The sequence below is a fragment of the Paenibacillus sp. FSL W7-1287 genome (assembly GCF_038004245.1).
GTDB classification, from domain to species: Bacteria; Bacillota; Bacilli; order Paenibacillales; family Paenibacillaceae; genus Pristimantibacillus; species Pristimantibacillus camelliae.
In genome coordinates this window covers 3011827-3038618 of record NZ_JBBORD010000001.1, presented here as the reverse complement: position 1 = coordinate 3038618, position 26792 = coordinate 3011827, and the positions used below count along the sequence as shown (strand labels likewise).

At 42.1% G+C, this 26792-nt stretch carries 21 protein-coding genes; 14 read left to right on the top strand and 7 right to left on the bottom strand.

The window, feature by feature from the left end:
- The first annotated feature begins 56 nt into the window (after positions 1 to 56).
- Together NSQ99_RS13815 and NSQ99_RS13810 are read left to right on the top strand one after the other, a co-directional pair.
- The gene (locus NSQ99_RS13815; protein WP_340837255.1) at positions 57 to 2249 is read left to right on the top strand and encodes a methyl-accepting chemotaxis protein; all 2193 of its coding nucleotides are present in this window, start codon (positions 57 to 59) and stop codon (positions 2247 to 2249) included.
- Between the two features lie 105 nt (positions 2250 to 2354).
- Positions 2355 to 4187, top strand: coding sequence for a peptidoglycan D,D-transpeptidase FtsI family protein (locus tag NSQ99_RS13810; RefSeq protein WP_340837253.1), 1833 nt, complete (start codon positions 2355 to 2357; stop codon positions 4185 to 4187).
- Between the two features lie 68 nt (positions 4188 to 4255).
- On the opposite strand, the gene NSQ99_RS13805 is transcribed toward NSQ99_RS13810, so the two are convergent.
- Entirely contained in the window at positions 4256 to 5371 is a 1116-nt protein-coding gene (locus NSQ99_RS13805; protein WP_340837251.1) for an AI-2E family transporter, read from the bottom strand.
- A gap of 162 nt (positions 5372 to 5533) precedes the next feature.
- On the opposite strand from NSQ99_RS13805, the gene NSQ99_RS13800 reads away from it, so the two are divergent.
- On the top strand, positions 5534 to 6838 hold the full coding sequence (locus NSQ99_RS13800) for a polysaccharide deacetylase family protein (RefSeq protein WP_340837249.1): 1305 nt from the start codon (positions 5534 to 5536) through the stop codon (positions 6836 to 6838).
- 196 nt (positions 6839 to 7034) lie between these two features.
- Here the strand turns inward: NSQ99_RS13800 and ilvD are convergent, their stop codons facing one another.
- Positions 7035 to 8720, bottom strand: coding sequence for a dihydroxy-acid dehydratase (gene ilvD / locus NSQ99_RS13795; RefSeq protein WP_251665825.1), 1686 nt, complete (start codon positions 8718 to 8720; stop codon positions 7035 to 7037).
- Between the two features lie 263 nt (positions 8721 to 8983).
- Between ilvD and NSQ99_RS13790 the strand changes: the two genes are divergently transcribed.
- The 10 genes from NSQ99_RS13790 (at position 8984) to NSQ99_RS13745 (ending at position 19659) form a co-directional block, all read left to right on the top strand.
- Positions 8984 to 9448 carry a MarR family winged helix-turn-helix transcriptional regulator gene (locus NSQ99_RS13790; RefSeq protein ID WP_251665823.1) on the top strand — a complete coding sequence of 155 codons (465 nt, stop codon included), beginning with the start codon at positions 8984 to 8986 and terminating at the stop codon, positions 9446 to 9448.
- A 196-nt stretch (positions 9449 to 9644) separates the two neighbouring features.
- On the top strand, positions 9645 to 10676 hold the full coding sequence (locus tag NSQ99_RS13785; RefSeq protein WP_340837246.1) for a BMP family lipoprotein: 1032 nt from the start codon (positions 9645 to 9647) through the stop codon (positions 10674 to 10676).
- Between the two features lie 69 nt (positions 10677 to 10745).
- Entirely contained in the window at positions 10746 to 12251 is a 1506-nt protein-coding gene (locus NSQ99_RS13780) for an ABC transporter ATP-binding protein (RefSeq protein WP_340837244.1), read from the top strand.
- Positions 12238 to 13305, top strand: coding sequence for an ABC transporter permease (locus NSQ99_RS13775; RefSeq protein ID WP_251665818.1), 1068 nt, complete (start codon positions 12238 to 12240; stop codon positions 13303 to 13305). The genes NSQ99_RS13780 and NSQ99_RS13775 overlap by 14 nt, the downstream gene beginning before the upstream one ends.
- Positions 13289 to 14212 (top strand): ABC transporter permease, encoded by a 924-nt coding sequence (locus NSQ99_RS13770; RefSeq protein ID WP_251665817.1) that lies wholly within the window; start codon positions 13289 to 13291, stop codon positions 14210 to 14212. Before NSQ99_RS13775 ends, NSQ99_RS13770 begins: the two co-directional genes overlap by 17 nt.
- 83 nt (positions 14213 to 14295) lie before the next feature.
- Positions 14296 to 14970: a sulfite oxidase-like oxidoreductase gene (locus NSQ99_RS13765; protein WP_251665815.1), complete on the top strand. Its 675-nt coding sequence runs from the start codon at positions 14296 to 14298 to the stop codon at positions 14968 to 14970.
- Entirely contained in the window at positions 14971 to 15693 is a 723-nt protein-coding gene (locus NSQ99_RS13760) for a nucleoside phosphorylase (RefSeq protein ID WP_251665813.1), read from the top strand.
- A 15-nt stretch (positions 15694 to 15708) separates the two neighbouring features.
- The gene (locus NSQ99_RS13755; protein ID WP_251665812.1) at positions 15709 to 16626 is read left to right on the top strand and encodes an AraC family transcriptional regulator; all 918 of its coding nucleotides are present in this window, start codon (positions 15709 to 15711) and stop codon (positions 16624 to 16626) included.
- 103 nt (positions 16627 to 16729) lie between these two features.
- The gene (locus tag NSQ99_RS13750) at positions 16730 to 18226 is read left to right on the top strand and encodes an alpha-glucosidase/alpha-galactosidase (RefSeq protein WP_340837239.1); all 1497 of its coding nucleotides are present in this window, start codon (positions 16730 to 16732) and stop codon (positions 18224 to 18226) included.
- Between the two features lie 149 nt (positions 18227 to 18375).
- Positions 18376 to 19659, top strand: a complete 1284-nt coding sequence (locus tag NSQ99_RS13745; RefSeq protein WP_340837237.1) for an MFS transporter — start codon at positions 18376 to 18378, stop codon at positions 19657 to 19659.
- Between the two features lie 171 nt (positions 19660 to 19830).
- Here the strand turns inward: NSQ99_RS13745 and NSQ99_RS13740 are convergent, their stop codons facing one another.
- Genes NSQ99_RS13740 through NSQ99_RS13730 form a run of 3 tightly spaced genes read right to left on the bottom strand, consistent with a single transcriptional unit; the run spans position 19831 to position 23063 of the window.
- The gene (locus NSQ99_RS13740) at positions 19831 to 21606 is read right to left on the bottom strand and encodes a CotH kinase family protein (RefSeq protein WP_251665807.1); all 1776 of its coding nucleotides are present in this window, start codon (positions 21604 to 21606) and stop codon (positions 19831 to 19833) included.
- Between the two features lie 12 nt (positions 21607 to 21618).
- Positions 21619 to 22350, bottom strand: coding sequence for a DUF4956 domain-containing protein (locus NSQ99_RS13735; protein ID WP_445670519.1), 732 nt, complete (start codon positions 22348 to 22350; stop codon positions 21619 to 21621).
- A complete protein-coding gene (locus NSQ99_RS13730) occupies positions 22350 to 23063 on the bottom strand; it encodes a polyphosphate polymerase domain-containing protein (RefSeq protein ID WP_340837235.1) in 714 nt (237 codons plus the stop codon). Before NSQ99_RS13730 ends, NSQ99_RS13735 begins: the two co-directional genes overlap by 1 nt.
- A gap of 174 nt (positions 23064 to 23237) precedes the next feature.
- Here NSQ99_RS13730 and NSQ99_RS13725 point away from each other — a divergent pair, with 174 nt between their 5' ends.
- Positions 23238 to 24557: a metallophosphoesterase family protein gene (locus tag NSQ99_RS13725; protein WP_340837234.1), complete on the top strand. Its 1320-nt coding sequence runs from the start codon at positions 23238 to 23240 to the stop codon at positions 24555 to 24557.
- A 51-nt stretch (positions 24558 to 24608) separates the two neighbouring features.
- Here NSQ99_RS13725 and NSQ99_RS13720 read toward each other — a convergent pair whose 3' ends face one another.
- Complete coding sequence (locus NSQ99_RS13720) at positions 24609 to 26066, bottom strand: sensor histidine kinase (protein WP_251665804.1); 1458 nt, start codon at positions 26064 to 26066, stop codon at positions 24609 to 24611.
- Positions 26063 to 26749: a response regulator transcription factor gene (locus tag NSQ99_RS13715; protein ID WP_251665803.1), complete on the bottom strand. Its 687-nt coding sequence runs from the start codon at positions 26747 to 26749 to the stop codon at positions 26063 to 26065. The genes NSQ99_RS13720 and NSQ99_RS13715 overlap by 4 nt, the downstream gene beginning before the upstream one ends.
- Between the last annotated feature and the right edge of the window lie 43 nt (positions 26750 to 26792).

The window sequence follows — 26792 nt, the reverse complement described above, 5'->3', positions numbered from 1 at the left end:
GAAGTTTAATATTTAGTTCTAAAGCAGTACAATAATTTAAGGTGGTGCTAGACAGCATGAAGAAAGTCAGACAAAAAAATTCTTCATCGAATCAACAGAACAAGGATGCTAAAGCCGAAATGAAAAAAAGTTTCGAGCTATTAGGCAAAACATTTAGATCACAAATTAATACGATGAAGAGTGGAAATCGCAATAAGCTTACGCATAGTATAGGCGTTAAGCTGCTTATTATTATGTTTGTTAGTATCGTACTCTGTGTTTCAGCAGTTGGTACGATCTCGTTCCAAAAAGCAAAGAGCTTACTAGAAAGCAACGTATCAGCAGCCAACGTTCAGACGATTAATCAGGTTGGTAATAGCATTGATACAGTTCTGAAAAGCTATATAGATGTATCATTCCAAATTATGTTTGATAATACCATTATAACCGCAATGAAAACGTTGCTTACGACAGACAATACATATGAGCAGTTAGAAGCAAACCGTAACTTAACGGAAAAACTATCAAACTATATGGTGACGAATACGACGATTCGTAATATAGCAATTGTACCAATGTCGGAAAAGATTGAGCCATATATCAATGGTACAGCGACAAATTTAGCAGTACAACGCAAAACAGGTGAACAGTATCGCAGTACTGATTGGTTCCAAACTGCAGTTGAGGAAGCAGGGGCAGCTGTGTGGGTTGAGCCTCAAGCTGAAGGAATAATAGACCCTACACCATATCGATCGGTTGCGCTATCACGTCTCGTTCGAGATCTAGCGAATCCTGATCAATCCTATATGCTCGTGTTAGAGTTCGATGTTCAAAACCTATTCTCAGCAGCAAACGATGTTGACCTAGGAAAAAATAGTGAAGTAGTTATTCTGAATAATGAACATAAATTTGTTTTTAGTCAGAATGAAGAGGCTTACGGTACGGAACCGAATATTGTGATCTCAGAATCAACGACTGAGCTTACTGCGGATAGTCGAACAGTTAAAGGTACAGACGAAAAAAGCTACCTAGCCGTTTTCCAGACTTTGAATAACTATGATCAGTGGCGTGTAATTGCTGCCATCCCAGTAGAGGTTTTTGCAGCACAGGCTGCACCGATAGGTAATATTACCGTTATCATTTGTATTATTGCTGCCTTTATTGCGATTGCAGTCGGAATCTTCATTATGCGCAATATTGGTGCTCCGCTTGCGAAGCTTAGCGGTCAGATGGAAAAAGGTGCAGATGGTGACTTAACCGTTCGTGCATCGATTAAGGAACGTAAGGATGAAATCGGTACGTTATCGAAAAGCTTTGATGTGATGATGGAGCAGATCTCGTTATTAGCTACGCAGACGACTAGCTCCGCGGCTGAGGTTCTTAAAACCGCCTCTGAGCTTAGCGAAACGTCCAATAAGACAGCCATTGCATCCAGAGAGATTGCTGTGGCAACGGATGAAATCGCAGGTGGTGCATCAAGTCTTGCGGTGGAAGCAGAAAAAGGAACTGATTTGACGAGCCGGATTAACGAGCAGATGGATCAAATGAATCAGCATGCTAATAATATGTCACAGTCTGCCCAAGAGGTTGAACGTGCCAGTCAGCAAGGAACAAGCTATATGGCAGAGTTAATCGATAAGACCGGCACGACAGAACAGATGACACGTGCAATGGTAGATAAGGTTAATAAACTGAAGGAAAGCACAACATCGATTGTCAAAATCTTAGATGTTCTAAATGCAGTAACGAAGCAAACGAACATTCTTTCACTAAATGCTACGATTGAAGCTGCACGAGCAGGAGCAGCGGGTAAAGGCTTTATGGTAGTTGCGGATGAGATTAGACAGCTTGCCGATCAATCACGTCAATCGATTGAGGTTGTTGCTGACATTACGACAAAAATTACGACCGAGATTGAAGAAACGGTAGCCGAGCTAGATAAAGCCTATCCATTATTCCAGGATCAAATTAATTCTGTTAAGGAAGCTAACCAGCTGTTTCTATCTGTACAAGCTCAGATGGACGGATTTAAGGATAGCATGAACTTAGTAAAAGAATCGATTGATGATCTGAATCAATCTCAGCATGTGCTTAGCGATTCTATGAACAATGTTAGTGCGGTTGCTCAGCAATCTTCTGCTACGAGTGAAGAAGTTGCATCACTTAGCACAGAGCAATTAAACATTAGTGAGCATCTTGTGGAGCTATCCAATCAGCTGCAGCAAGTATCCAACAGCTTAAAAGATAGTCTATCAAAATTTAAGATCTAGTGTTCATTCTTTTTCAGGCTAATCCCTATGGATTAGCCTGTTTTTTTGTTTTTAGCACGTCATAAATAGGCAATACTAAATGTACAACCGAGGAGGAGTACATTTATGCATAAAAGAGCGCTTATCGTTGGTATAGGCTTTACATGCTTGATGTTCATCTATATTGCACGCTTAATGTTTGTTCAAATTATCCCAACTGCGATCAATGGATCGAGTGTAAATAATAAATATAAAGAACACAATTGGAAGGCTACTGCAGTGACGCAGCGAACGAAGCAGCTTCAGCTCGATGACGGTCGTGCTGTTTTCCTAGACCAGCATGAGCAGCCGCTGCAAACGGAGCGATATAAGACAATCGCATTCTTTCCGATAAAACGCTGGGATGAATTGACTTTAATTGAGGCGACTAAGCTTGGCACGATATTGGACCGAGCACCAAGTGAGCTCATGTCGTGGGTGAAGGAGCTAAAGTTTGCTGATTTCATCTACGATGATAAGCATTTACCAGTCCGATTGACTGAACAACAAATTAGGCAGCTCAGTCAGCTCGATCAGGAAGGGTTTGAGATAGTAGATTATACAGCGAGAAATGGACACAACGATAGCTACAGACATGTGATTGGTTTTATCGGTGAGCATCCAGAGTGGGTAGAGCAGCGCTATCGTTCAGAAATCGATACACTAAAAAACTGGGATCGCAACTCTAAGGTAGGAGTAAGCGGCTTAGAGCATTCATTAGACCGAATATTGCACGGTATAGGTCCAACCTACATATCATACACGTTGGACGGTCAATCGAGATATATGGCTGGTATTGGAGCTAGATTTATTGCACCGAACAATCCATACTACCCTTTACATGTTGTAACGACATTAGACTTAGAGCTGCAAAGCTCAATTGAGAAGCTAATGGATGAACGAAACGTTGCAGAGGGAGCAGTCGTTCTGCTTGATGCAAGCAACGGCGACATCAAAGCGATGGTTTCCCGTCCACGATTACAGCCGGAGTCTTGGGCAAATATCGATAACAATAGCTGGCGTAACCACGCGCTAACAGCCTATGAACCGGGCTCTATATATAAAATAGTTACTGCAGCAGCGGCATTGGAGTATGGTGTAGTAACAGAGGATGAGCAATTTCATTGTAGTGGTGAATATGGCAAATATGGCTTATCCTGCTGGAAAAAGGGTGGCCATGGAAAGCAAACATTAGCAGATGCTTTTGCCAATTCCTGCAATATCGTTTTTGCAACATTAGCTGAACGATTAACGTCACAGCAGCTTCATGATACTGCTGCAGCACTAGGTGTAATCCATCCTGTAGGCTGGCATAACGATCAGCGCATATCACCTTTACCTGGCCCAATGCGTCTTCTTGAAGAGGAGGAGGCTGGTACTGCCGTTCATGATGTTTTGACAAGAGATGGAGGAATTATGGCACAGTCTGGCATTGGGCAGCGGGATGTACGCTTAACACCACTGCAAGCTGCTAATATGATTGTAACGATCTTGAACGGAGGACTGCAGTATGAGACAAGAGTTGTATCAAGCATCAATTATGCAGATGGAATTCCAGTCGTCGAGCTTCCTGTTCATATCGGACACGAACATAAATATCGTATCCATCCATCTACAGCACATCGTTTAAGGTATTATATGGAACAAGTTACAGCGCGCGGAACAGCTGCTTATTTGCAGGGTGGAGCATGGTCTTTAGCTGGAAAAACGGGAACGGCTCAATTAAGCGGGAAGTTAGATGGTTACAACAATCAATGGTTTACTGGTTATGCGCCGGCAGACAAGCCTCGTTATGCTGCAGCCGTACTATTGAGAAAGACAAGAGCTGATAGCAAAAACAAAGCGGCAGCCTTATTTCAAGAGGTGATGGAGCTTGCTGCAGAGCACGAATTAGAGGAGCAGGGGCATAGCAGGAAGTGATTGTGATAAAAAAGGAGTAAGCTGGAGTATTACTCCAGCTTACTCCTTCTGTTAAGTACATGCTGCACTTATTGCTCTTCTACCTTATCCAGACTATCATATTCTCCGATCGGCTTACGAATCCAACGCTCGAAGTAGCCTTGATCATATAATGCTTTCACGAGAATAAGTAAAATTGGCGACATAATCATACCTGCGACACCAAACAAGGAAAGCGAAATAATCATAAATGCCAGCATTGTAAATGCTGAAACACCAAGCGAATCACCAGTAATTTTAGGCTCAAGCAATTGTCTTGCCACAATCACAACAAGCCAAATCGCTGTTACCCAGATCCCTAGCTGGACGTCTCCAACAATAAAAAGATAAGTAATCCACGGTATGAAGATTGTACTTACGCCAAGCAGTGGCAGTACATCAAAGATAGCAGCAATGATAGAGATAATGAGAGCATTTTTCACTCCTAATAGAAGGAGTGAAGCTAGAATAACGATAAACGTAATGCTAATGAGCTTACTTTGTGCCTTGATATAGACCCAAATCCCTTTTAGCACGTTATCTCGTAAAAAGAAAAATGCCTGCTTAAACGTATTCGGTGTTTTCTCATTGGCAATTCTTTTCCAATCTACGATTTCAATACTTAGGAAGTAGGCTAATATAAGACCGATAGCCGCATTAAATATAAAGGAAGTAAACGATGAAATTGAATTGATGACAGCCGTTAGTGCAGCCATCAGCCAGGTTTGAATTTTATCCGATGCGCTTTGCAATATCGCAGCGAGCTCATCGGCAATATTAATGTCAAATGGAAGACGTGAAAGCTGTTCTTCGACATACAGCGTTCCTTGCGTGATATTCGCTGTTAGTAGCTTCTGATAATAAGGAAGATCGGTGATAAGCTCTGTCCCTTGCATAGCAGCAATAAAGATGATTGCGCCAATAGAGCCAAGGATGATAAGCGTAAAGAGAATAGCAGAGATCGCAGCAGCGATGCTTTTTTTCATGCCTAGCTTGTGCAGACGTTTAGCTAGCGGTTCAATACATACGAAAATAACTAAGGAAAAAAATATCGGCTTAGCGATGTTGTAGATTAGGCTAAACAGCCACATTGCTAGTATGACCGTAACGACAATCAGACCGATATCGAACATCGTACGCCAATACTTTTTATAGAATGATAACAAGAGCATTCATCCTTTCAACCAAAATCTGAGATTGTTTACAACAGTAAATATTAGTGAGGAAAATGAGAAAATATGATACAATATTAGCTAGTGCTTTTAATAATTTCTTAATGATATAAAGCCTATATTGACTATATCATTTTTTGGGTGAGGAAGACAATCATGGAGAATCTCTTAACTTGGGGCTTTTATTTTATGACCTTCTACGCATTTATTCCAGGATTGCTTAGCAGAGTATTCGGTTATCGCGTATTCAAAAAGGGAGATGCAAGAAATGAACTTGCCTTAACCTTCGATGATGGGCCTGACCCTATATATACAGAGCAGCTACTAAATCTGTTGAAAAAATACAATGCTAAGGGTACATTTTTCGTAGTTGGTGTACATGCCGAGCAGTATCCTGAGCTGTTGTTACGTATGAAGGAAGAAGGCCACACGATTGGTGTACACAATTATGAGCATAAAACGAATTGGTTTATGCGGCCGAAAACGGTAAAAAAACATATTGAATTAACGAATGATATTATCGAAAAGGTGACAGGCGAGCGTTCGATTTATTACCGTCCTCCATGGGGGATAATGAATCTATTTGACTATAGAAATGTATCGAAGCTTCATATTGTGCTATGGTCCTCATTGTTTGGAGATTGGTCAGAAAAGATTACAGCTGACAAATTAAAAAAACGTATGCTAAAAAAAGTAGCGCCAGGAGAAGTGTTATTGCTTCATGACTGCGGAAGAACATTAGGTGCTGATGTGGATGCGCCTCGTAATATGCTGATTGCGCTAGAGGCCTACCTAAAGGCCGCGACCGAAAAAGGGTTGAAAATGGTTACGATTGACGAGCTGATTGCATTAAGTGAAGGGAAGCTTAAGCAAAAACGTTCACTTGGTAAACGAATGCTCATTAAGCTATGGCTTGGCTGGGAAACATTGTTTCACAAGGTGATGAAGTTGAAGGCAGTAAAGGTAGAGGATGGTTCCATGCTGCATTATCGTCTGATTACCTACAAGGGTGAGGAGATAAGCATGCATCAGGATGATGTACTATCGAATGGCGATCTCATTGCAGAGCTGCATTTTGATAATAGAAAATTATCTGAGATAGCTTTTACATCAAAAAATCCTTTAGTGGTTGCTGTTAAAACGATTCGTGAAGTAGAAAGAGCACTCCCTAAGCTTGCAACGATGCTGGCTGCTGAGCAACAAGCTAAGCATATTAAAGCCATTCAAGGAATCACGATGATTAATCGTGGGGCAGACAAGCTTGGTTTTAGCATTCATAGTATGCCTGAGGGCTTGTTCAAGAAAAGCACGGAAATGTATTTGAGTGTATTGATGAAGGTATTAACACCGAAACAAAACAGTGTTCAGTCCAATGCTGCCGCTAGAAAGGCGACAGTGGAAGAACCTAAAATCCTCATAATGTCGACAAACTATTTATATGAAAATTTCGCTCAGCACTAATAGATAATTATCATGAGTTAACACATACCTTAGAAATAATAAGCGTATTCGACTAAATCGAATACGCTTATTAATTTTTTAGATAAAATCTACTGTAGTGTTATTCTTTAGTATTGACACGTTACATTCAAAGAGCCTAAAAAAAGGGGTTCGAAATGCGGCTGCATTTCAAACCCCTTAAATTTATTGTATGCTGCTACATTTTCATAACAGCGCCTGTGTTAGCGCTTGTTACGAGATGAGCGTAACGTGCTAAGTAGCCGCGTTTAATCTTAAGATCAAAGCCAGGCCATGCAGCTTTACGAGCTTCAAGCTCCTCATCGCTAATCAGTAGGTTCATCGTACGATTGTTCATATCGATCTCAACGATGTCACCATCTTGGATGAAGGCGATTGGACCACCGTCAGCTGCCTCAGGTGAAACGTGGCCAATGGAGATACCACGAGAAGCACCGGAGAAGCGTCCATCTGTAATTAAGGCAACCTTAGCGCCAAGTCCCATACCCGCAATTTGGGAGGTAGGAGCAAGCATCTCAGGCATACCAGGACCACCACGTGGACCTTCATAACGAATAACGACAACGTCGCCTTCTTTAATTTTTCCGTTTGCAATACCTGCAAGACAGTCATCTTGAGAGTCAAAGCATACAGCAGGACCTTTGTGATAGCCGCCAACAGATTTATCTACCGCACCTGTCTTAATAACTGCGCCATTAGGAGCAATGTTACCGAACAGAATAGCTAGTCCACCACGCTCTGTATGCGGGTTATCGATTGTATGAATGACATCTGTATCTTTAATCTCGCAGCCTTCAACATTTTCACGAATCGTTGTACCAGAAACGGACAAGCAATCCCCATTAAATGCGCCTTCTTTTTTCAATAGCTCGTTGATGATCGCACTAACGCCACCAGCATTGTGCACATCTTCGATATGATAGTCAGAAGCAGGAGCAATTTTCGCTAAATGTGGTACACGCTCAGCAACCTCGTTAATGTTCTCGATGGAGTACTCGATACCAGCTTCATGCGCAATAGCAAGTGTATGAAGAACCGTATTCGTAGAACCACCCATTGCCATATCTAACGCAAAAGCATTATCGATCGCTTCCTTTGTTACGATATCGCGAGGCTTGCGATCCATTTTAATAAGCTCCATCAGTTGACGTGCAGATTGTTTAACAAATTCTTTACGCTCTGGAGAGACAGCAAGAATCGTACCATTGCCCGGCAATGCAAGTCCTAGGCCCTCTGCAAGACAGTTCATGGAGTTCGCAGTGAACATACCTGAACAAGATCCGCAGGTTGGGCAACCAAATTGCTCTAACTCTAGCAATTGATCGTCATTGATAATTCCGGATTGGTGAGCACCGACACCTTCAAAAACGCTGGAAAGTGAGATTGCGCGGCCATCAGAAGTTCTGCCCGCTTTCATCGGTCCACCACTAACGAGCATCGTAGGAATGTTAACACGCAATGCACCTAGAATCATACCAGGTGTAATTTTATCGCAGTTAGGTATGCAAATCATTCCGTCGAACCAGTGAGCATTAACTACTGTTTCTACAGAGTCCGCGATAATCTCACGACTTGCCAAGGAGTAACGCATACCGATATGGCCCATGGCAATACCATCGTCTACGCCGATCGTATTGAATTCAAATGGAACACCGCCAGCTTCACGGATGGCTTCCTTTACAATTTTACCGAACTCCTGTAAATGCACATGACCTGGAACAATGTCGATGTAGGAGTTACATACCGCAATAAACGGCTTATCGAAGTCTTCTTCCTGAACGCCTGCAGCACGAAGCAAGCTGCGATGTGGCGCGCGGTCAAACCCCTTTTTAATCATATCAGAACGCATTCTTTGTCTTGCCATATGAAGTTCCTCCTTATACCTTTACGCTATAATGACTTTCATTGTTTACACTCTTAAATTACGAGTTCAAACCGATTTCTATTTGAACATCCTATTAAGTCTATAAAAATAATATTAGCATACTGAAAACGTTATGGCTAGAAAGTTATGCTGGATAAAGTAAGGAATTAAAGCAGGCTGTCGAACTTTTTGCTATACTATGAATAGTTAATCATAGAATAAGCTTCAGCGACGTAAAAAGTCGATAAAGGAGAAAAAGACAAATGACGGATAATAACGAGCACAAAATTGAAATTATGTATCAGCTCGATGAATCATTCCGGGAAATACGGAGCGCAATTAATACATATTGGAGTAAATACAGTGTTCATGGAATTGGTATTACACATGGACGATTATTGTCCACACTCGCCAATGAAGGAGCACGAAAGGCATCGTATTTGGCTGATCGACTTCATATTACATGTGGTGCGGTAACTGGTATTGCTGACAAGCTTATCGAGCACGGTCTTGTCGTACGATTGAAGGATGATTCGGATCGCAGAGTGGTGCTTTTAAGTTTAACTGAGCTTGGTGCAAAGCGTGCGGAGGAAATTAAAATGATAAGAAAGAACCTCATGCTAAACATGTTTGCAAGTTTGAGTGAAGAGGAAATGGAGCAAGGCTTACAGCTCTTTACGAAAATTAAAAGCAATTTATTTGATTATTTGGATTCTGAAGAAGAATGAAAAAAGAAGCTTTGTAGCACATTAATATCATTAAGATTAATAGATGAAATTAAGCATAATGTTCGTGTTTTAGCCGTGTAATCGCTTTTAATTGTGACTAAATTTTGAAATTTATAAAATTTTGCTTAAAAACCGAAGAATATTGTGTAATATGAAGAAGTATTTTGTCGAATTACAACACAAGGAGAGAAAAACTGTGAAAAAGAGATTGACTTTAATGTTATCCCTAGTTCTAGTCATGGCTTTACTTGCAGCTTGCGGCAGCAATAACAGCAAGAACGAAGGATCCAATGCATCGGAGAGCGACAAAAAAGATCTGAAGATCGCTCTTGTTCTTCCAGAAGAAATTGGTGTTAACCCATTTTTCGAGCTAGCAGATCAAGGATTACAAAAAGCAGGTGAAGAGTTCGGTGTAAAAGTTTCAACGATCCAATCTTCAGATCCAAATGCTTTTGAGCAAAACTTCCGTTCTACAGTAGCTGAAGGCTATGATTTAATTATTACTGCTACTTTCCAAGCAGAGGATGTATTAAGAAAAGTAGCGGCTGAAAATCCTGACAAAGCATTTGCTATTATTGACACAGTTATGCCAGACGTTCCAAATGTACGAAGCGTTGCATTTATCGAGAATGAAGCTTCTTTCCTTCTTGGCGCAGCGGCTGGACTAATTACTGAATCAAATGTAGTTGGTAATATCGTTGCTGTTGAAGGCGCATTGATGGATAAATACACAATCGGCTTTGAAAAAGGTCTTGCTCATACGAATCCAGATGCAAAAGTTCTTGTAAGCTACGTTGGTGGCTTCACAGATTCAGCAAAAGCAAAAGAGCTTGCTAAGGTTCAACATTCACAAGGTGCTGACTTTATTGCTGGTATGTCTGCTGTTGGTGACTTCGGAGTGTTTGAAGCAGCTGCTGAAGACGGCTTCTATACATCTGGTCAGGACGTCGATCGTACGGTTATTGATCCAGAGCACATTATTCTTTCTCAAATTAAAAACGTAGACGTTGTAACTTACGATACGGTTAAACAATTCGTAAACAATACGTTTGAATACGGTGAAAATTACTACGGTCTTGCAGATGATGGCGTGGGACTTACTTTTGTAACAAGAGAATCTGAATCTCCATTAAGCGATGCAATCGGTGAAGAAAGCCTAGCTAAGCTTAAAGAAATTGCAGAGGGTATTAAAGACGGTTCCATCGACACTTCTGTTACTGCACAATAAGTGTTAGCCTAGTTACATTACCGGCTGCAGCCTATGCAGCCGGTTTAATTGTTTGAAAGGAGCGTTTGTATGCTGCTTGAAATGGACAGTATTACAAAGTCGTACGGATTAGTTAGAGCGAATCAAAACGTTAACTTTAATCTGCGCAAAGGCGAGGTTCATGCGTTAATTGGAGAAAATGGTGCTGGAAAAACAACGCTTATGCGTATTTTGTATGGTATGGAGAGTCCGACAAGCGGTCAGATCAAAATCGATGGAAAACCTGTTACATTCCATGATCCAACAGACGCAATAAAACATAAAATCGGCATGGTGCACCAGCACTTTATGCTGTTTCCAGCCTTTTCAATTGCAGAAAACATCGTCATTGGCGGGGAGCCAAAAAAGGGAATTGTTTTCGATCGTAAGCAAGCGATTGAGCAAACGATCGCTTTATCAGAGCAATATGGGATGCCGGTTGATCCCAAAAAGAAAGTTGCAGACTGCTCGCTCGGTATGCAGCAGCGAGTGGAAATACTAAAAGTGCTATATCAAGGTGCAGAAACAATTATTTTAGATGAGCCCACTGGTGTACTTACTCCGCTTGAAGTAAAAGAGCTTCTAGCATCTATTAAAGCGTTAACTGCAAAGGGAAAAAGCTTCATTATTATTAGTCATAAGTTAAGTGAAATTATGGAGGTTTCTGATCGTATTACTGTCTTGCGCGATGGCGTTGTAACAGGTACGGTGAATGCTTCGGAAACCAATGAAGAGCAGTTATCACGAATGATGGTCGGCCGCGAGCTTATCAAGCTTGAACGTAGTGAAGCCAAGATTGGCAAACCAGTACTAGAGTTGAAAGATGTAACTATTGTCGGCAATAAAACCAAGCCCTTGCTTGAAGATGTACAGTTTAATGTGCATGAGGGAGAAATTGTTGGTGTTGCTGGTATTTCTGGTAATGGGCAATCTGAGCTGCTACAGGCGATATCAGGGCTAATGCCAATAGATCGTGGTACGATTGCTTTACAGGAGAAGAATATTACTGGCGCTTCAGTAAAAATGATACGCGAAAGTGGTCTGGCTCACATACCTGAGGATCGATATTTATGGGGTGTGTCTAAGGAAGCGACCGTTTCAGATAATGGAATAATGGGTCATCTGTCTAGAACGAGTAAGCGTGGAATGCTGGATGGCAAGGCGATTCGCACACTTGTGTCTGGCTGGGTAGAACGATTCGGTATTAAGACTGGCTCGCTTCATACGAAAGCACAATATTTATCAGGCGGTAATCTGCAAAAGCTAATCGTTGCAAGGGAGATTGCACAGCAAACACCATTTTTAATTGCTGCAGAGCCAACGCGGGGAGTCGATGTTGGTGCAATGGAAATCATCCATGGCGAGCTGCTTAAACGTAGAGACGAAGGTGCAGCGATTTTACTCGTTTCAAGCGAGCTTACAGAAATTATGAAGCTTTCAGATCGAATTCTTGTGATGTATGAAGGAAAAGTTGTTGGTGAGCTGGATGCAGCCACAGCTACAGAAGAACAAATTAGTTTATTAATGGCTGGAGGGAAAGCGGTTGGACAAGCTTAAAAGTACACTACAATCACTTGTACAGCCTCTGCTTGCAGTATTAGTCGGCTTGCTCGTAGGTGCAATTGCGATATTAATTGTTGGCGGTGACATACTGGAAACGTATCGTGAGATGTGGAAGGGTGCTTTTGGCAGCTTCTATTTCCTTACGAATACTTTAGCACGTGCAACACCAATTATTTTAGTAGGTTTGGGTGTAGCGCTGGCGTTCCGTGCTGGTTTTTTCAATATGGGTTCAGAAGGACAGATGGTGTTAGGTGCATTAAGTGCAGCCTTAACCGCACTGTACATTCCAGGACCGGGCTGGGTGAAGATAATTGCTGCTTTTGCAGCAGCGGTTGTTGTAGCAGGGCTATGGTCAGCATTAGCTGGTTGGCTTGATTCAAAGTTCGGTATGAATCTGCTCATAACAACGTTACTTCTCAATTACATTGCTACGTTGTTTGCGGGATATATGGTTGCTTATCCGTTCAAGGACCGTTCAGGTTCAGCGGCCTTATCCCAAACAGAGATGATTGACGCAAGCGTCATGTTACCTAAGCTATTCCAAGGAATGACGGTTCACGTAGGCTTTATTATCGCGATTGTTGCTACATTAGCACTGCATTTCTTCATTAACTCGACAACAAAGGGCTATGAGATTCGTATGCTGGGAGGCAATCCCTTATTCGCCAGCTATGGTGGTGTAAGTCGCGGTAAGCTGATGGTGATGAGTATGTTCATTAGTGGAGCATTCGCTGGGTTAGCGGGTGTATCCGAGGTTTTAGGTACTCAGTATCGCTTTCTTGATGGATCACTAACTTCGGCTAACTATGCTTGGTCAGGTATTATGGCTACTTTACTTGCTAATTCTAACCCTATTGGAACGGCGATTGCGTCATTACTGCTGGCCGCTCTTCAAACTGGCGGAATGGGTGTAGAGCGTAATACTGACGTACCACTTGAAATTTCAAGCATAATTCAAGCCGTATTGATACTATTTATTTCTGCAAAATTCACGATTTCATTCATTAAACGTAAGAAAGCGGGGGCAAAAGATGGATCAGCTGTTTGATGTGTCATTGTTCGCTGCAGCATTACGTATGGTTGCTCCTATTTTGCTGGCAGCGCTAGGCGGAGCAATCTGTGCTCGAGTAGGGTTGTTTAATGTCGGCTTGGAAGGCTTGATCTTGATCGGTGCTTTTTCAGCTATATTAGGGAACTATCTAACAGGCAGCATTGCTGTGGCGATATTGTTCGCAATGGGATTTTCCTTACTGTTTTCGCTGCTGTTAGCTTATATGAGTATAAATTTGCAAGCGAATGTTATTATCGTCGGGATTGCGCTTAATTTCCTTGCTGCAGGTTTAACTACCTTTGCACTTCGTGCAATTTTTAATGTGAAGGGCGCCTATTATGACAAGGATATGAAGGGGCTGCCTAAGCTGGATATCCCCGTTCTTAAAGATATTCCGTGGCTTGGAGATGTGTTATCTGGTCAATCAATTCTTGTTTATGCGGCGATTGTTATCGTTATTGTACTGCAATTTTACTTGTTCAGAACGGTATCAGGCTTCCGATTGCTTGCTGCTGGTGAAAATCCTGTAGCATCAAGAAGCTTGGGACTTAATGTGAAAAAAATTCAATATGCTGCTGTACTGATTTCCGGCGCACTTTGTGGCTTGGCAGGTGCACAGCTGTCACTAGGTAATGTTACGATGTTTACGGAAGGCATGACCAATGGTCGTGGCTTTATTGCTCTAGTAGCAACGATGCTTGGACAATCTAATCCAATTGGTGTTGCAGGAGCAAGTATGTTGTTTGGATTTATGGAAGCATTGAGCTATCGCTTGCAGAACTTCTCTGTTCCGTCCAATATAACGGCTATGCTACCGTTTGTCGTCACAATTATCGCTATGATCTTCTTTAAAAGCTCCGGCTATAAAAATGAAGCGAAGAAATCAAGCGGCAGCTCCAGATAACTATTGTACGAGCGTTGAAGCAATCAAGATTAATGGTACAATAAGTAAGCAGAGAACATAGGCAGAGACGAGGAGGTTTTTTCATGCATAAAAAAGCTGAGCGCTTGAAAAAAGTAAAGGCACCATTAGCTGTAAATGTTCCGCCTGAGCTGGCACATCGGGTGCCACCTGGCCAAACGGTAACGGATCGCTTTCCGATTTTACATGAAGGTGATGTACCTGAGTATGATATGTCTACTTGGAGCATCAAGATTTTTGGTGAGGTCGAGAAGGAGCTGACATTTAGCTTTGATGAACTAATGAATATGCCTCAGACAGATATTACATGTGATATACACTGTGTGACACGCTGGTCGAAGCTTGATACAAACTGGACAGGCATCAAATTTTCTGATTTGCTGCCAAAACTCGGTGTGAAGCCTGAGGCAAAGTATGTTATGGTTCATGGTGATAACGACTATACAGCAAATATTCCACTTGAGGATTTGCTCCGTGACAATATTTTACTGGCACATAGCTATGAAGGTGAGCCTTTAACAGCAAAGCATGGCGGTCCGATGCGACTAATTGTACCTCATTTATATTTTTGGAAAAGCTGCAAATGGATTACTGGCTTTGAGTTTATGACGGAGGATGCTCCCGGCTTCTGGGAACAGAATGGCTTCCATAACTATGCAGAGCCTTTTGCTGAGCAGCGTTTCTCAGGCGACGGATTTGATCTGCCTGAAGATGAATGGCATAAGAAGGAGTTCGATTAAATGTTTTTATCTATATTAGAGGTTCAATCTGAGGAGCTTCCAGGACTTGCTATCGTTTGCGGCGATCCACGGAGAGCGAAAAAAATAGCCGATAAGCTTGAGGATGCCCGCGAGCTAGCTTATGCTCGTGAGTATCGTACGTTTGTCGGAACCTATAAAGGTGTTAAGCTTGCTGTAGTCAGCCATGGGGTTGGCTGCCCAGGAGCAGCAGTTTGCTTTGAGGAGCTTATTAAGGGCGGTGTACATACGCTAATCCGAGTTGGTACGGCAGGCTCTTATTCCGCCGATCACCCGGCTGGAAGCCTAGTTGTAAGTACAGGCGCGATTCGTACAGATGGATTAACGAAGCAGCTTGTTCCAGATGGCTTCCCAGCTATTGGCGATAGCGAGGTTGTAGCAGCACTTTATGAAGCCGCACAGACACAAGGCGGTATTGTGAAAAAAGGGATTACCGTTACGCTTGATGTATTCTTCAACGGTGTTGTAGACATTCCGCATAAAACATACAAAGCAGCAGGTGCTTTAGGTGTTGAGATGGAAATCGCTGCACTCTATGTTATTGCTGCGCTGCGCGGAGTACGTGCTGGGGCAATTGTAGCGATGGATGGCTATGCTGATTCAGATCTGGCTGCAGATTATGATCCTCATACTAATGTAGTGAGTGATGCTGTTGAACGCGAAATTAATGCAGCGCTAGAAGCGATGGTCGTACTAGCTAAGTAAAAAGTAGGTGGGAAGATGGGCAATTTGTTTTATGCGCATCATCTAGAGAAAACGAGCTACCCAACGTTTAGCGCGTACTATTATAGACAGTGGAAAAACTATGAGATGGATTTTCATAAGCATGACTCCATCGAAATGATGTATGTTATTAATGGTCACTGCGAGATTGAATTGCTCGAATCTGGGTCCCTAAAGCCAATCGTAAAAAGGCTAAAGAAAGGTGAATTCATATTGCTCGATGGACGTGTCTCACATCGCTTGCTTGTGAGAGATGAGATAGGCTGTCGAATGCTAAATATCGAGTTCACCTTTCAACCAGCTGAGTATCAATTACCAGCAATTGCTTCACTAGCTGATGAAGATGAGGATTTACAATATCTTCTTCAGCATGCTGGAGCATTTTTTGTTTTACGAGATATTGATGAGGTTTATTCAACTTTGAAAGCATTAGTATTGGAGCTTGATAATAAGCAGTCAGGCCGCAGCTTGAAGCGTGAGTTATTATTCACGCAACTCATTGTCCTTGTTGCCAAGCTGTTCAAAGCATCTCTTTGCTCAGCAGAGCAGTCAAGTGGTGCACTACACTATGTGCGTGAGGTACTAAACGATATTCATCAGCATTATGATGGTGACATTACCGTTGCGAGCTTAGCCAGGTCCGTCAATGTACACCCTAATTATTTGCATCGAATATTCCGAGCAGAAACGGGCATGACGATCGTTAGCTACTTAAATCGTTACCGCATGGAAAAGGCGATGATGCTGCTGCGGGAGACGGACATCCCTGTTGCACATATTTGTGAATATGTCGGAGTAAACAGTAGAGTATACTTTCATGATTTATTTAAGAAGCATACATCATTAACGCCAATGCAGTATAGAGAGAAAAGCAACAGACAGCATTATAACAATGAAGAAGTCAGAAAAGGTTAGAATAACTGACACATGATATGAAAAATGGTAACAATATTGTTAACGCTTCCTTAAGATGCACTGCTACAATGATAGCGTCATCACTTTAAGGAGGCGTTTTTATATGTCGACATTCAAGATTACATTTATCGGAGCAGGATCCATTGGATTTACACGCGGATTGCTTCGAGATCTACTCGCAGTGAAGGAATTTTCACAGATTGAGATTGCATTTACAGATATTAATGAGAATAACCTAGAGATGGTGCGCGCCCTTTGTCAGCGTGACATTGGTCAAAATGGACTAAACATAACGATTTCCGCAACGACAGATCGAAGAGAAGCGCTGCAAAATGCTAAATACGTCATATGTACGATTCGCGTTGGTGGACTAGAGGCATTCTCTACAGATATTGATATTCCGCTTAAATACGGGATCGATCAATGCGTTGGCGATACATTATGTGCAGGTGGTATTATGTACGGACAACGTGGAATTGCAGAGATGCTTAGCATATGCAGCGATATACGTGAAGTAGCTAGACAGGATGTATTGCTGCTTAATTATGCGAATCCTATGGCGATGCTGACATGGGCCTGCAATCAATATGGTGGTGTTCGTACGATTGGGTTATGTCATGGCGTACAAGGTGGCCATCATCAAATTGCGGATGTATTTGGCTTGGAGAAAAAAGATGTAGATATTATTTGTGCAGGAATTAATCATCAAACATGGTATATCCAGATTAAACACAATGGTAAGGATTTAACTAAAGATTTGCTTGAAGCGTTCGAGAAGCATCCGGATTATAGTAGAACAGAAAAAGTAAGAATTGATATGCTCCGTCGATTCGGCTATTACAGCACAGAATCCAATGGGCACCTTAGTGAGTATGTGCCCTGGTATCGCAAGCGCGAAGAGGAAATCAACGACTGGATTGACCTCAGCTCGTGGATCAATGGAGAAACTGGTGGCTATTTACGCGTATGTACCGAGGGGAGAAATTGGTTCGAAACTGATTTCCCGAATTGGATGAAAAATGATCCGATGATCTTTTCGGAGGAGAATCGTGGTGAAGAGCATGGCTCATACATTATCGAAGCGCTTGAAACAGGTAGAGTGTATCGTGGACATTTTAATGTGAAGAATGAAGGTATTATTACGAACTTGCCTTCTGATGCCATTATTGAAGCTCCTGGATATGTCGATCGTAATGGAATATCGATGCCAATGGTCGGTGATTTACCGCTTGGACCAGCAGCCGTTTGTACTGCCAGTATCTCTGTACAAAGGCTTGCTGTAGAGGCTGCTGTGAGTGGAGATGACCAGCTGCTTCGTCAAGCATTCATGATGGATCCACTGATCGGAGCCGTATGCAACCCTAAAGAAATATGGCAGCTCGTCGATGAAATGCTTGTCGCAGGCGAGAAGTGGCTGCCGCAATATAAGGATGCTATTGCGAAAGCAAAGCATCGTCTCGCGAATGAGCCGTTACTTCCTACAAGGGATTATAAAGGGGCTGCAAGATTAAAAGTAAAATCAATCGAAGAAATGGCATTAGACAAACAAGAAGCGAATCGTAATGCTGGTGAATCCGATAAGGGTAAAGTTCGAATCTAGCTATTGTTCTCTTAATGGGATAAATGGAGACGGATATCAACGATTATCTATATATGTAAGTTGAACATTTAACGGTCTATTTTTTTGCTATGTATGGTAAACTGTTCATTGATTGGAGAGTCAAAACCTACATAAGGGAGAGAAGCTATTTGTCACAGTGGAATTACTTCGCTAGATTACGTCGCAATTTTTCTTTAAATTCGATCCCTCCAGATCAAAGATTAGGCAGAGAAGCAATGATTTCACTTATCATTCATGCATGCTTTCAGTTTGGTGCATCGATGTCCGGTTTGTTTCTCAACTTATATCTATGGAGACTTACACAAGACTTTACCATTAATGCCGTCTATAACATTGTGAACTTTGGAATGACCCCGTTTGCATTTGCAATTGGTGGACTTATTGCAAAAAAGCTTGATCGAATGGTCGTGTATCGACTAGGTATTATGCTTTGTGCTGTTTTCTATCTGCTCGTTATTTTGGCAGGAGAAACGGTGCCGAACTATTATATAATATTCGCCTTGCTTAACGGCATTTCATCTGGTTTCTATTGGACAGGTTTTTTGATCCTTCAATATGATGTCTCAACAGATCGCAATCGTGTTCGCTATCTAGCTATTAATATGGTTACCTTTAACTCAGCTGGTCTTTTGGGTCCTGCCTTAGCTGGATCGATTATCGCACGCATGGAAGGGTTGGAAGGCTACCTTATTATCTTCTTAATTGCATTTATAATGTTTGTCATAGCTGCAATCATTAGTACAAAAATTAAAGCAATCGTTAGTCATCACAAGAAGTACTATTTGAAGTATGTTGGACTTGTGATGAAGAAGAACAAGCTTTGGCTGTATAGTTTATATAGCTTTTTTATATTTGGCTTATTTCAAGGGATTATGCTTTTTTTGCCCAATATACTTCTCTTTCAAGCGCTGGAGCGTGAGGATCTCGTAGGTTACTTCGGAGTGTTGTTTTCAGGGATAACGGTAGCTACTGGCTATGTTATATCCCGAAAGGCACAAAAGGAGCAAGCGAGAAAGTATATTATGTATGCTACGATGTGTGTTGTTGCAGCATCATGCATGTTACTTATTGATATTAAGCTCTGGTCAGTCATCATATTTATGGTTGTATTTTCGATATGTAATCCGCTTTCCGTCAATTCCATGACCTCGTATTTTTATCGTCTAATAAGCGGGCTTCCATTGAAGGGCCAGCTTAAGGTAGAATCGGTTGTCATGCGGGAGGCATTTCTCAATGGTGGTCGCGTGTTTGCTATATTCATTCTTATTATGCTCGCAAGTGACCTACAATCCAAGTGGTTGGCGATTGTTATTGCTATAATGGCTGCTGCACAGTTTTTAATTTTGCTGCTTATCAGACCAGAGAAAATTGAATCAGCTTCATCCGAAGTAAGTAATTCCGTTGCTAAGTAGATTAGCTATAGGCTGCATAGGCTATTAAAAGCTAACAGGTGGAGAACATTTCTCCACCTGTTTTTAGTTTGAAGCAACCGTGATTATCCGATTCTTATGGTATCGTATCGTTGATTAGATAACTTGAAAGATTGATATTGATACTACATATCGCGGTTTTGTGTTACGGAACTAGAGCTTCCTTCTTCTCCAATAAATGACGATCAAACAACCAATAGCCATAAAGCCAGCACTGATTAATGTAAGCTGAAAATGCTCCTGCTGTTTTGCCGAATCGATGAGCTGAGTCGAGGCTTGGCCATTCATATTACCTGGAAATCCCCCAAAGCCGCCGCCTTGCTGACGATCACCGTTACGAAAATTCGGTCTTTGCCCATCCTCAACGTTTGGTATCGTAATCTCTAGACCTACAATCTCTTGCTCTTCAGTAGTCTGAGCAGCTTCATTTATGTTTATATCTCCAGAGGAAGTGGCCTGCATTCCGTCCGGCAATTGAAAACCATCGGGTATTGGCATGCCCTCAGGTATTTGCAGGTCGTCAGGTGCTTGTATGCCGTCAGGCATCTGCATGCCCTCAGGTATTTGCATACCGTCAGGCATCTGCATGCCGTTTGGCATTTGCATACCATCTGGCATTTGTCTATTGCCACGTTGTCCCCCGAATCCACCGCCCATTCCGTTGCTCGCCGAACCAGTTCCATCGCCATACGAGGCCATTTCTCCGGAGAGCTGCTTCGTTATCGATTCTGCCTGTGTCTTTGCAAAGCTAATTAACGATTCTATTCCTTCTTCAAACTGTTCGAAGGTGACGAAAGCAGTTGGATCGTTTTTAACATATTCACTAATTAATGCTTGAAGCTGACGTACACGATTTTCGAATGTATCTCCACTAAAATAATCTGTTATGATAGCTTCAATGATATGATGATACTCCTCTTGATAGGCGTCTTCTGCGATAAGCTTAGCAATTAATGGCCGACTGCTTAATGATACGCCTGTAGGTTCATCAATTAGGATACCTGTACCTCCAAAGCCGCCAAATGCCATATTGAGATCCCAAGGAAAGATCGTGAATACACCGTTTTGCTCGTATAGATAATAGTTGTGTTTAAAGTTTCCTGCGTAGCTGTCCATATTTGCTGTTACGGTATTGAACGCGATAAATTGTAAGGCAGCCTGGACGTCTAACACTTGATCAAGCTCAGCAGGATCGCCATTGTTCAACCGATCCGTCATCTCTACTAATGCATCATTCGCTTCACCGTGCTTCGCATCCAGGCCAGTATAGACCTCTAATGAGCCTAACGCGGATAAATCAGCTCCATCACCTCCGTTAGACTTATACAAGGTACCTGATGCAGATGGAAATTCTCGCTCAATAAACGCGGTATTTATTTGTTCAACGGCTGTATACAGTCCCCACAGCTCGTCATTAATGTATACGTTGACAAAGGAATATTTTGGAGTAGGAATACCTATGCCTTCAGCAATTTCGTAAGCGATATATTCTCTTATATAGCTGGCATCGCTATATTCATTATTTAAGTTGATTTTTGTAATACCGCCGATGCTTTGCGTAACATACTCATCTAATGACAGCTTAAAGCTATAGCGATCAGAATCACTCATGCTCGCGACAGAACGCAAACTAGAGTTTCCTTTCGTACGTAAGCCAATATGCTCAAGCAGATGTCCATTGTAGTTAACAGCTGCTTCGATATACTCCTCTGAAGTAGCATTGTCTAAAAGGCTTTGAAAGGCCTCCTCATCAACGGTAATGTTAATATCAATGACTTGATCCTTCGGAAATATATCTTCGTCTAAAGTTGCTTCACTTATCATTGCAATGGACTGTGACGATGGTTCTGTTAAGGTATCGCTGCAGCCGCTAAGCAGTCCAGCGAGCAGTAGCAACGAAAATATAAGCATGCGGGTTAAATGCTTCATTGCGATTCCTCCTTATGAAACATAATCACCGTTATAGCTAATAAGCACAGCACTTTGTACGCCCGGAATTGCAGAAATTCCGTTAACAAAAGCACCAGTTTGCTCCTTCATGCGAACCTCAAAGGTTATTTCAATATTGCCAGCAGTAACAGATTTTTGTTTTACATTGAATTTTTTCACGACCTTGGCAAGTTGCTGTTCAAGCTGTTGCTCTGCTTGATCATTCCCGCAATGAACGACGAGCAGATAAGGCGCTTCTGGAGTGCTCCCTTTTATGAAGAAGAATAAAATTAACCCGATAATAAGAGAGCCGATTAATGCTAATGTATAAAAGCCAGCGCCCGTGACGATACCAGCGACAGCAGCCCAGAACAGGAAGATAAGATCGGTAGGGTCCTTAATAGGTGTTCTAAAGCGGACGATCGACAAAGCACCAACCATACCGAGCGAAAGGACGAGATTAGAGTTAATTGCGATAATGACTGTAGCTGTAATCATCGTCATACCAATTAATGCGACATTAAAGCTTTTTGAATAGAGAATACCGCTGAAAATCCGGCGATAAAGGAAATATATAAAAAGTCCAATCAAAAATGAAAGGCTAAGTGAGATAATGATTTCACTTATTGCAATATCCGTACCGAAGTTCTCAAGTACAGAGTTTTTTATAATATCAGTAAAATTAGTGCTTCTACTATTTTCTGTTGCAGCAGCAGCTACTGTTGCTTGATTTGTCATATCCATTAATAATCCTCCCAGTTGTTGCGTTTATTGTATTTTCTACAGATGACGTATTTAGAAGCTGAAGTACGATGCAAGCCTTCAAGCTGTAAAGCTGCTTGGATAGCTGAAGGCATATATTCATCATATTTGATTTCCATAATGATCCTATTGTCGTCAAGTGCGGGTATGGAGCAAAGCTCCTGATCAAAAATGTTCGTATGATGGAGCGCCGTACGTAAATCTTTATCAAACGTAATTCGTACATTACCGTATTGATATACATAGGGTTCACGCACATAATCTACAATAACGACTGGTCTAAGCAGCTTATTGTGAATGAGGTTGTAGATCTCTCGTAATAGCGGCTTATGTTCAGCTATGAGTACCTCATAGTTGCCTGCAAGTATTTGCTCGACCATGGCACGTGTAAGGGGCTCCTTGACCTTTGCAATGTAGTCTCGAAACTTAATTTTTTTCTCGAAATGAATAACGTTATCACGTTGGTTGTACATGCGAATTCGATATTTTACACGATCACGTACTCCACCAAGCTTTTCGTGAAGGGCTGTATTGGCCGCATCATCAAAATAAAGAGAACGGATATGATACTCACCAGTCTCGCTTGCATGCTGATCCAATGTTAATAGACCTTTTAGTTTTTGCGTGATAAGAATGCGTTGCTGCGGACTGATGTAGTATTTGAGTTCATTGCGATACTTTAAAGTCTCGTTCATTCGTACACCTCTCTTGTCTGTTAGAATGTTGATCATGTTGATCAAGTGGATAGCTTTATTGTAGGAGGCAATGCTTATATAAATCTGAAGCTAAACTGAAGAAAAGCTGAATGCTTGTCAAGCTGAAAATATGTTAAAATTTTGTAAAGTGTAAAAGGAGGCAATGCATATCGGATGAAGGATCATATATGGTTAATAGGCTTCGTTGCGGTTATTTTACTTGTCATTATTGCGCTGCAATGGCCTGATAATAATCAACAGCAGCAAGAGAGTGAAGGTGTTACACAGGAGCAAGTTCAACAAGAGCAGGAGGACCAGAATCGGGAGCGAGTGAACTCACAGCCACAGCAGACAAGTGTAGCAGCAGACGAGTATGCTATATACGGTGTATCGGTGTCGCTATTAAACGATACTGGGCGCGCGATAACCTGGCTTTCTCAAAAACGTATAGAACAAAGCGTACTGCAGCTGAAAAGAATTGATGATTCGTGGGAAAAAGCAATAATGATAGAGGCGGATGAACGTTCGTATACTGATCGAGAAGGAACGCAGATCTATGCATATACAGCAAGCTCGGAGCAATTCCAATCTGGTGAACAATATCATTACCGAATGATAGCTGGTGGTCAGCTTATTTCAGAGGAGTATACATTACACATAGCAGATATGTCTGAGGAGAGTTTTCAGTTCATACATATTACAGATAGTCAGGGGAAAGTGGAGAACGATTATAAGCAATGGGGGAGAACGCTGCAAGCAGCAATAGAAGCAGCACCACAGGCTGGATTTATTGTTCATAGCGGAGATTTGACGGATGATCCTACGAGTGAGCAGCAGTGGAAATGGTTCTATCACTATGCTCCAGCATTTTCGTTAATTCCATTTATGCCGACGACAGGGAATCATGAGGAGATCGATGGTAATGCAGCAGGCTTTTCTGTTCGGTTTAGTATGCCAGACAATGGTGCCACGGGCTCGCAACAGAATACTACTTATTATACTGGGTATCGCAATATGCTGTTTATTAGTTTGAACACGGAAGGGAACATAAAGGGTCAAGCAGAATGGCTTGAGCAGGTACTAGAAGAGCATCGCGCACAATACCAATGGGTTGTTGTATCTATGCACCGAGGGGGTTATGGAGCCAACCGCTTTAAGGATGGAAAGGACTGGGTCAAATTATTCGATCAATATCGTGTTGATCTTGTGCTGCAGGGGCATAATCATCAATATTCTCGTAGTTTTCCTCTCGTAGATGGTGAGATAGTAAATGAGCAGGAGAAAGGAACCATCTATGTCACGTTAAATGCTTCAGGGACTAAGCTTAATGAAGAGAAGAAGGAAAAAGACTATCAAGCCGTTGCTTTTCAGAATGGAAAGACGATGTATGCGGTCGTAGATGTATCACAAGAGGAGCTCATCTATTCCGCGTTTGATATAAGCGGCAAGCTGCTAGACCAATTTAGAATAGCGAGCAGTGGAAACAAAAACTAATTTAAATAATGGCACTCAAGTCTTAGTAGATGACTTGAGTGCCGTTTTATTTCAATCATTGTTATCGTTTGTTACTACTGGGAAATGAATCGCGAAGGTTGTTCCCTTGCCAATATCACTGCTCACCTGAATATGCCCATGGTGGGCATCGATAATAGATTTAGTAATGGATAAGCCTAAACCTGCACCTCCAGAGGTACGAGCTCTTGCTTTATCTACACGAAAGAACCGCTCGAACAAATGCTGCTGATGCTCTTTGGCAATGCCTACTCCGTTATCAGAGATAGATAGAATGACATGCTCTAAATTTTTCTCTAAGGTAATCGTAATAAAGCCATTAGAGGGTGCCGTATGCTGTATGGCATTGTTTATTAGATTAAGCATGACTTGCTTCAATCCGTTTTTACTGCCTAGTATGGTATACGTGTCCTTTTCGGTAAAATTAAACTGAACCGTTCGTTGCCCAGCCATCATGTCGAGCTGCAGCTTCATACTTATGACTAAGGAGTCGAGCTCGACTAGTGAAAATTCTTCAATCAGGCTGCTCTGATACGTATGGTCAAGCTTTGCAAGCTGGAGCAAGCTCTCAACTAAAGCTTTCATGCGAGTAGATTCCTGTTCCATCGCCTTAAGAGACAGCTCAAGCTGCTTTGGATGATGCATCGCACCTCGCTGCAGCACCTCAATAAAGCCATGAATGGATGTTATAGGTGTGCGCAGCTCATGTGAAGCATCCGCAATGAATTGCCGCATACGTTCGTTCATTAATCGTTCGGAGTCGAACGAATCCTCTAATCGTGCGAGCATATCATTGTAGGCAGCTGCAAGCTGTTGGAGCTCCTGCTGTGGCATCATAGGCAGCTGCTCAGTTAGATTTTGTGCGTTTGTGCGCTCAACCGTTCGGATCATGTCATTCAGTGGTCGAAGCGCTTTTCTAAGGCTGAGCAGCATAAGCACAGTACCTGCGGCAAGTGCAATGAGAGCAACAGCGATATAGATTCCAAGCTGAGTATAGAGCTGAGCTTGCAGTGGCTGGAGCTCGATACTAACCTGCAGCAGCATACTTGGCATGTCTCGTCCGCTCATATCTCGAAAGACGACCATGTGAGCATTACCTTCCGCATCAGTAAATCGATAGAATAGCTTATGATTTCGATTGCGAAATTGCTCGAATAGCTCCTCATATTGTGCAGCAGATATGATAGGGGCAAGCTGTGAATCTACATCTATATCTGATAGCAGTGTTTGCCGTCCAGTCTGATCGACGTAGCTAACGATCATGCCTGGTTGAAAGATAATGGCTCGTCCAGGTCTTGGGCCAATTGGCTCCTTCAGGTGTGAAAAGATTAAGTCTGGTGGCCATGTTCGAATTTGAGCATGGAGAGCTTCTGCTTTGTTCTTGTACAGAAAATCCTTCATAAATGTATACTGAAGCACTCCGATCAGCATAAATAATAATGCGATAACCATTAGTGTGATGGCGGTGATTTTACCACGCAGAGTGTTCATACGATATCCAGTCTGTAACCAGCTCCGCGCAGCGTACGAATGATGCGGTGCTCCTTATCACCAAGCTTCTCTCTTAATGAGCGAATATAAACCTCTACAATATTATGCTCACCGCCAAAATCATAGCCCCACACCTTATCCAATATCGTTGTCTTACTAAGAACTGCACCGTGATTCGTTAATAGCAGCTTTAATAGCTCATACTCAGTTGGTGACAGCTCAAGAACCTCTTGCTCGTGCACAATTTCTTTGCGGCGATCATCTAGTGTAAATGATCCATAGTGAACGGCACTTAGCAGCATTGGGAATTGATTGCGTAGACGAGCATGAATTCTCGCTAGCAGCTCAGAAAAGCTGAAAGGCTTCACGATATAATCATCTGCACCGAGCATAAGCCCATGAATTCGGTCACTGACATCCTCCTTTGCCGTAAGCATTATAATTGCAAGCTCACTCCCATCTTCCTTTAGCTGCTTACATGTATCAAAACCGTTAAGCTCCGGCATCATCACATCTAATATTACGATATGGGGCTTAAATTCAGCTGCAAGCTGCAAAGCTTCATGCCCATTCTTAGCACATTGCACGGTAGCTCCTTCATTGCTTAAACCAAGCTCTAAAAATTGCAGTATGCTTTCCTCATCGTCAACCAACATTACTTTTATACCTACTAAAGGACTCATGCTTGTCTCCTTGTTGATGTAATCTCTTTCTATTATTGAGCTT

Excerpts from the sequence above, each read along its gene's own strand:
- NSQ99_RS13810 (WP_340837253.1), top strand. The coding sequence starts at position 2,355 with ATGCATAAAAGAGCGCTTATCGTTGGTATAGGCTTTACATGCTTGATG.
- NSQ99_RS13720 (WP_251665804.1), bottom strand. The coding sequence starts at position 26,066 with ATGAACACTCTGCGTGGTAAAATCACCGCCATCACACTAATGGTTATC.
- NSQ99_RS13815 (WP_340837255.1), top strand. The coding sequence starts at position 57 with ATGAAGAAAGTCAGACAAAAAAATTCTTCATCGAATCAACAGAACAAG.
- NSQ99_RS13765 (WP_251665815.1), top strand. The coding sequence starts at position 14,296 with ATGCATAAAAAAGCTGAGCGCTTGAAAAAAGTAAAGGCACCATTAGCT.
- NSQ99_RS13770 (WP_251665817.1), top strand. The coding sequence starts at position 13,289 with ATGGATCAGCTGTTTGATGTGTCATTGTTCGCTGCAGCATTACGTATG.
- NSQ99_RS13750 (WP_340837239.1), top strand. The coding sequence starts at position 16,730 with ATGTCGACATTCAAGATTACATTTATCGGAGCAGGATCCATTGGATTT.
- NSQ99_RS13790 (WP_251665823.1), top strand. The coding sequence starts at position 8,984 with ATGACGGATAATAACGAGCACAAAATTGAAATTATGTATCAGCTCGAT.
- NSQ99_RS13730 (WP_340837235.1), bottom strand. The coding sequence starts at position 23,063 with ATGAACGAGACTTTAAAGTATCGCAATGAACTCAAATACTACATCAGT.
- NSQ99_RS13760 (WP_251665813.1), top strand. The coding sequence starts at position 14,971 with ATGTTTTTATCTATATTAGAGGTTCAATCTGAGGAGCTTCCAGGACTT.
- NSQ99_RS13735 (WP_445670519.1), bottom strand. The coding sequence starts at position 22,350 with ATGGATATGACAAATCAAGCAACAGTAGCTGCTGCTGCAACAGAAAAT.
- NSQ99_RS13715 (WP_251665803.1), bottom strand. The coding sequence starts at position 26,749 with ATGAGTCCTTTAGTAGGTATAAAAGTAATGTTGGTTGACGATGAGGAA.
- NSQ99_RS13725 (WP_340837234.1), top strand. The coding sequence starts at position 23,238 with ATGAAGGATCATATATGGTTAATAGGCTTCGTTGCGGTTATTTTACTT.
- NSQ99_RS13800 (WP_340837249.1), top strand. The coding sequence starts at position 5,534 with ATGGAGAATCTCTTAACTTGGGGCTTTTATTTTATGACCTTCTACGCA.
- NSQ99_RS13755 (WP_251665812.1), top strand. The coding sequence starts at position 15,709 with ATGGGCAATTTGTTTTATGCGCATCATCTAGAGAAAACGAGCTACCCA.
- NSQ99_RS13780 (WP_340837244.1), top strand. The coding sequence starts at position 10,746 with ATGCTGCTTGAAATGGACAGTATTACAAAGTCGTACGGATTAGTTAGA.
- ilvD (WP_251665825.1), bottom strand. The coding sequence starts at position 8,720 with ATGGCAAGACAAAGAATGCGTTCTGATATGATTAAAAAGGGGTTTGAC.
- NSQ99_RS13740 (WP_251665807.1), bottom strand. The coding sequence starts at position 21,606 with ATGAAGCATTTAACCCGCATGCTTATATTTTCGTTGCTACTGCTCGCT.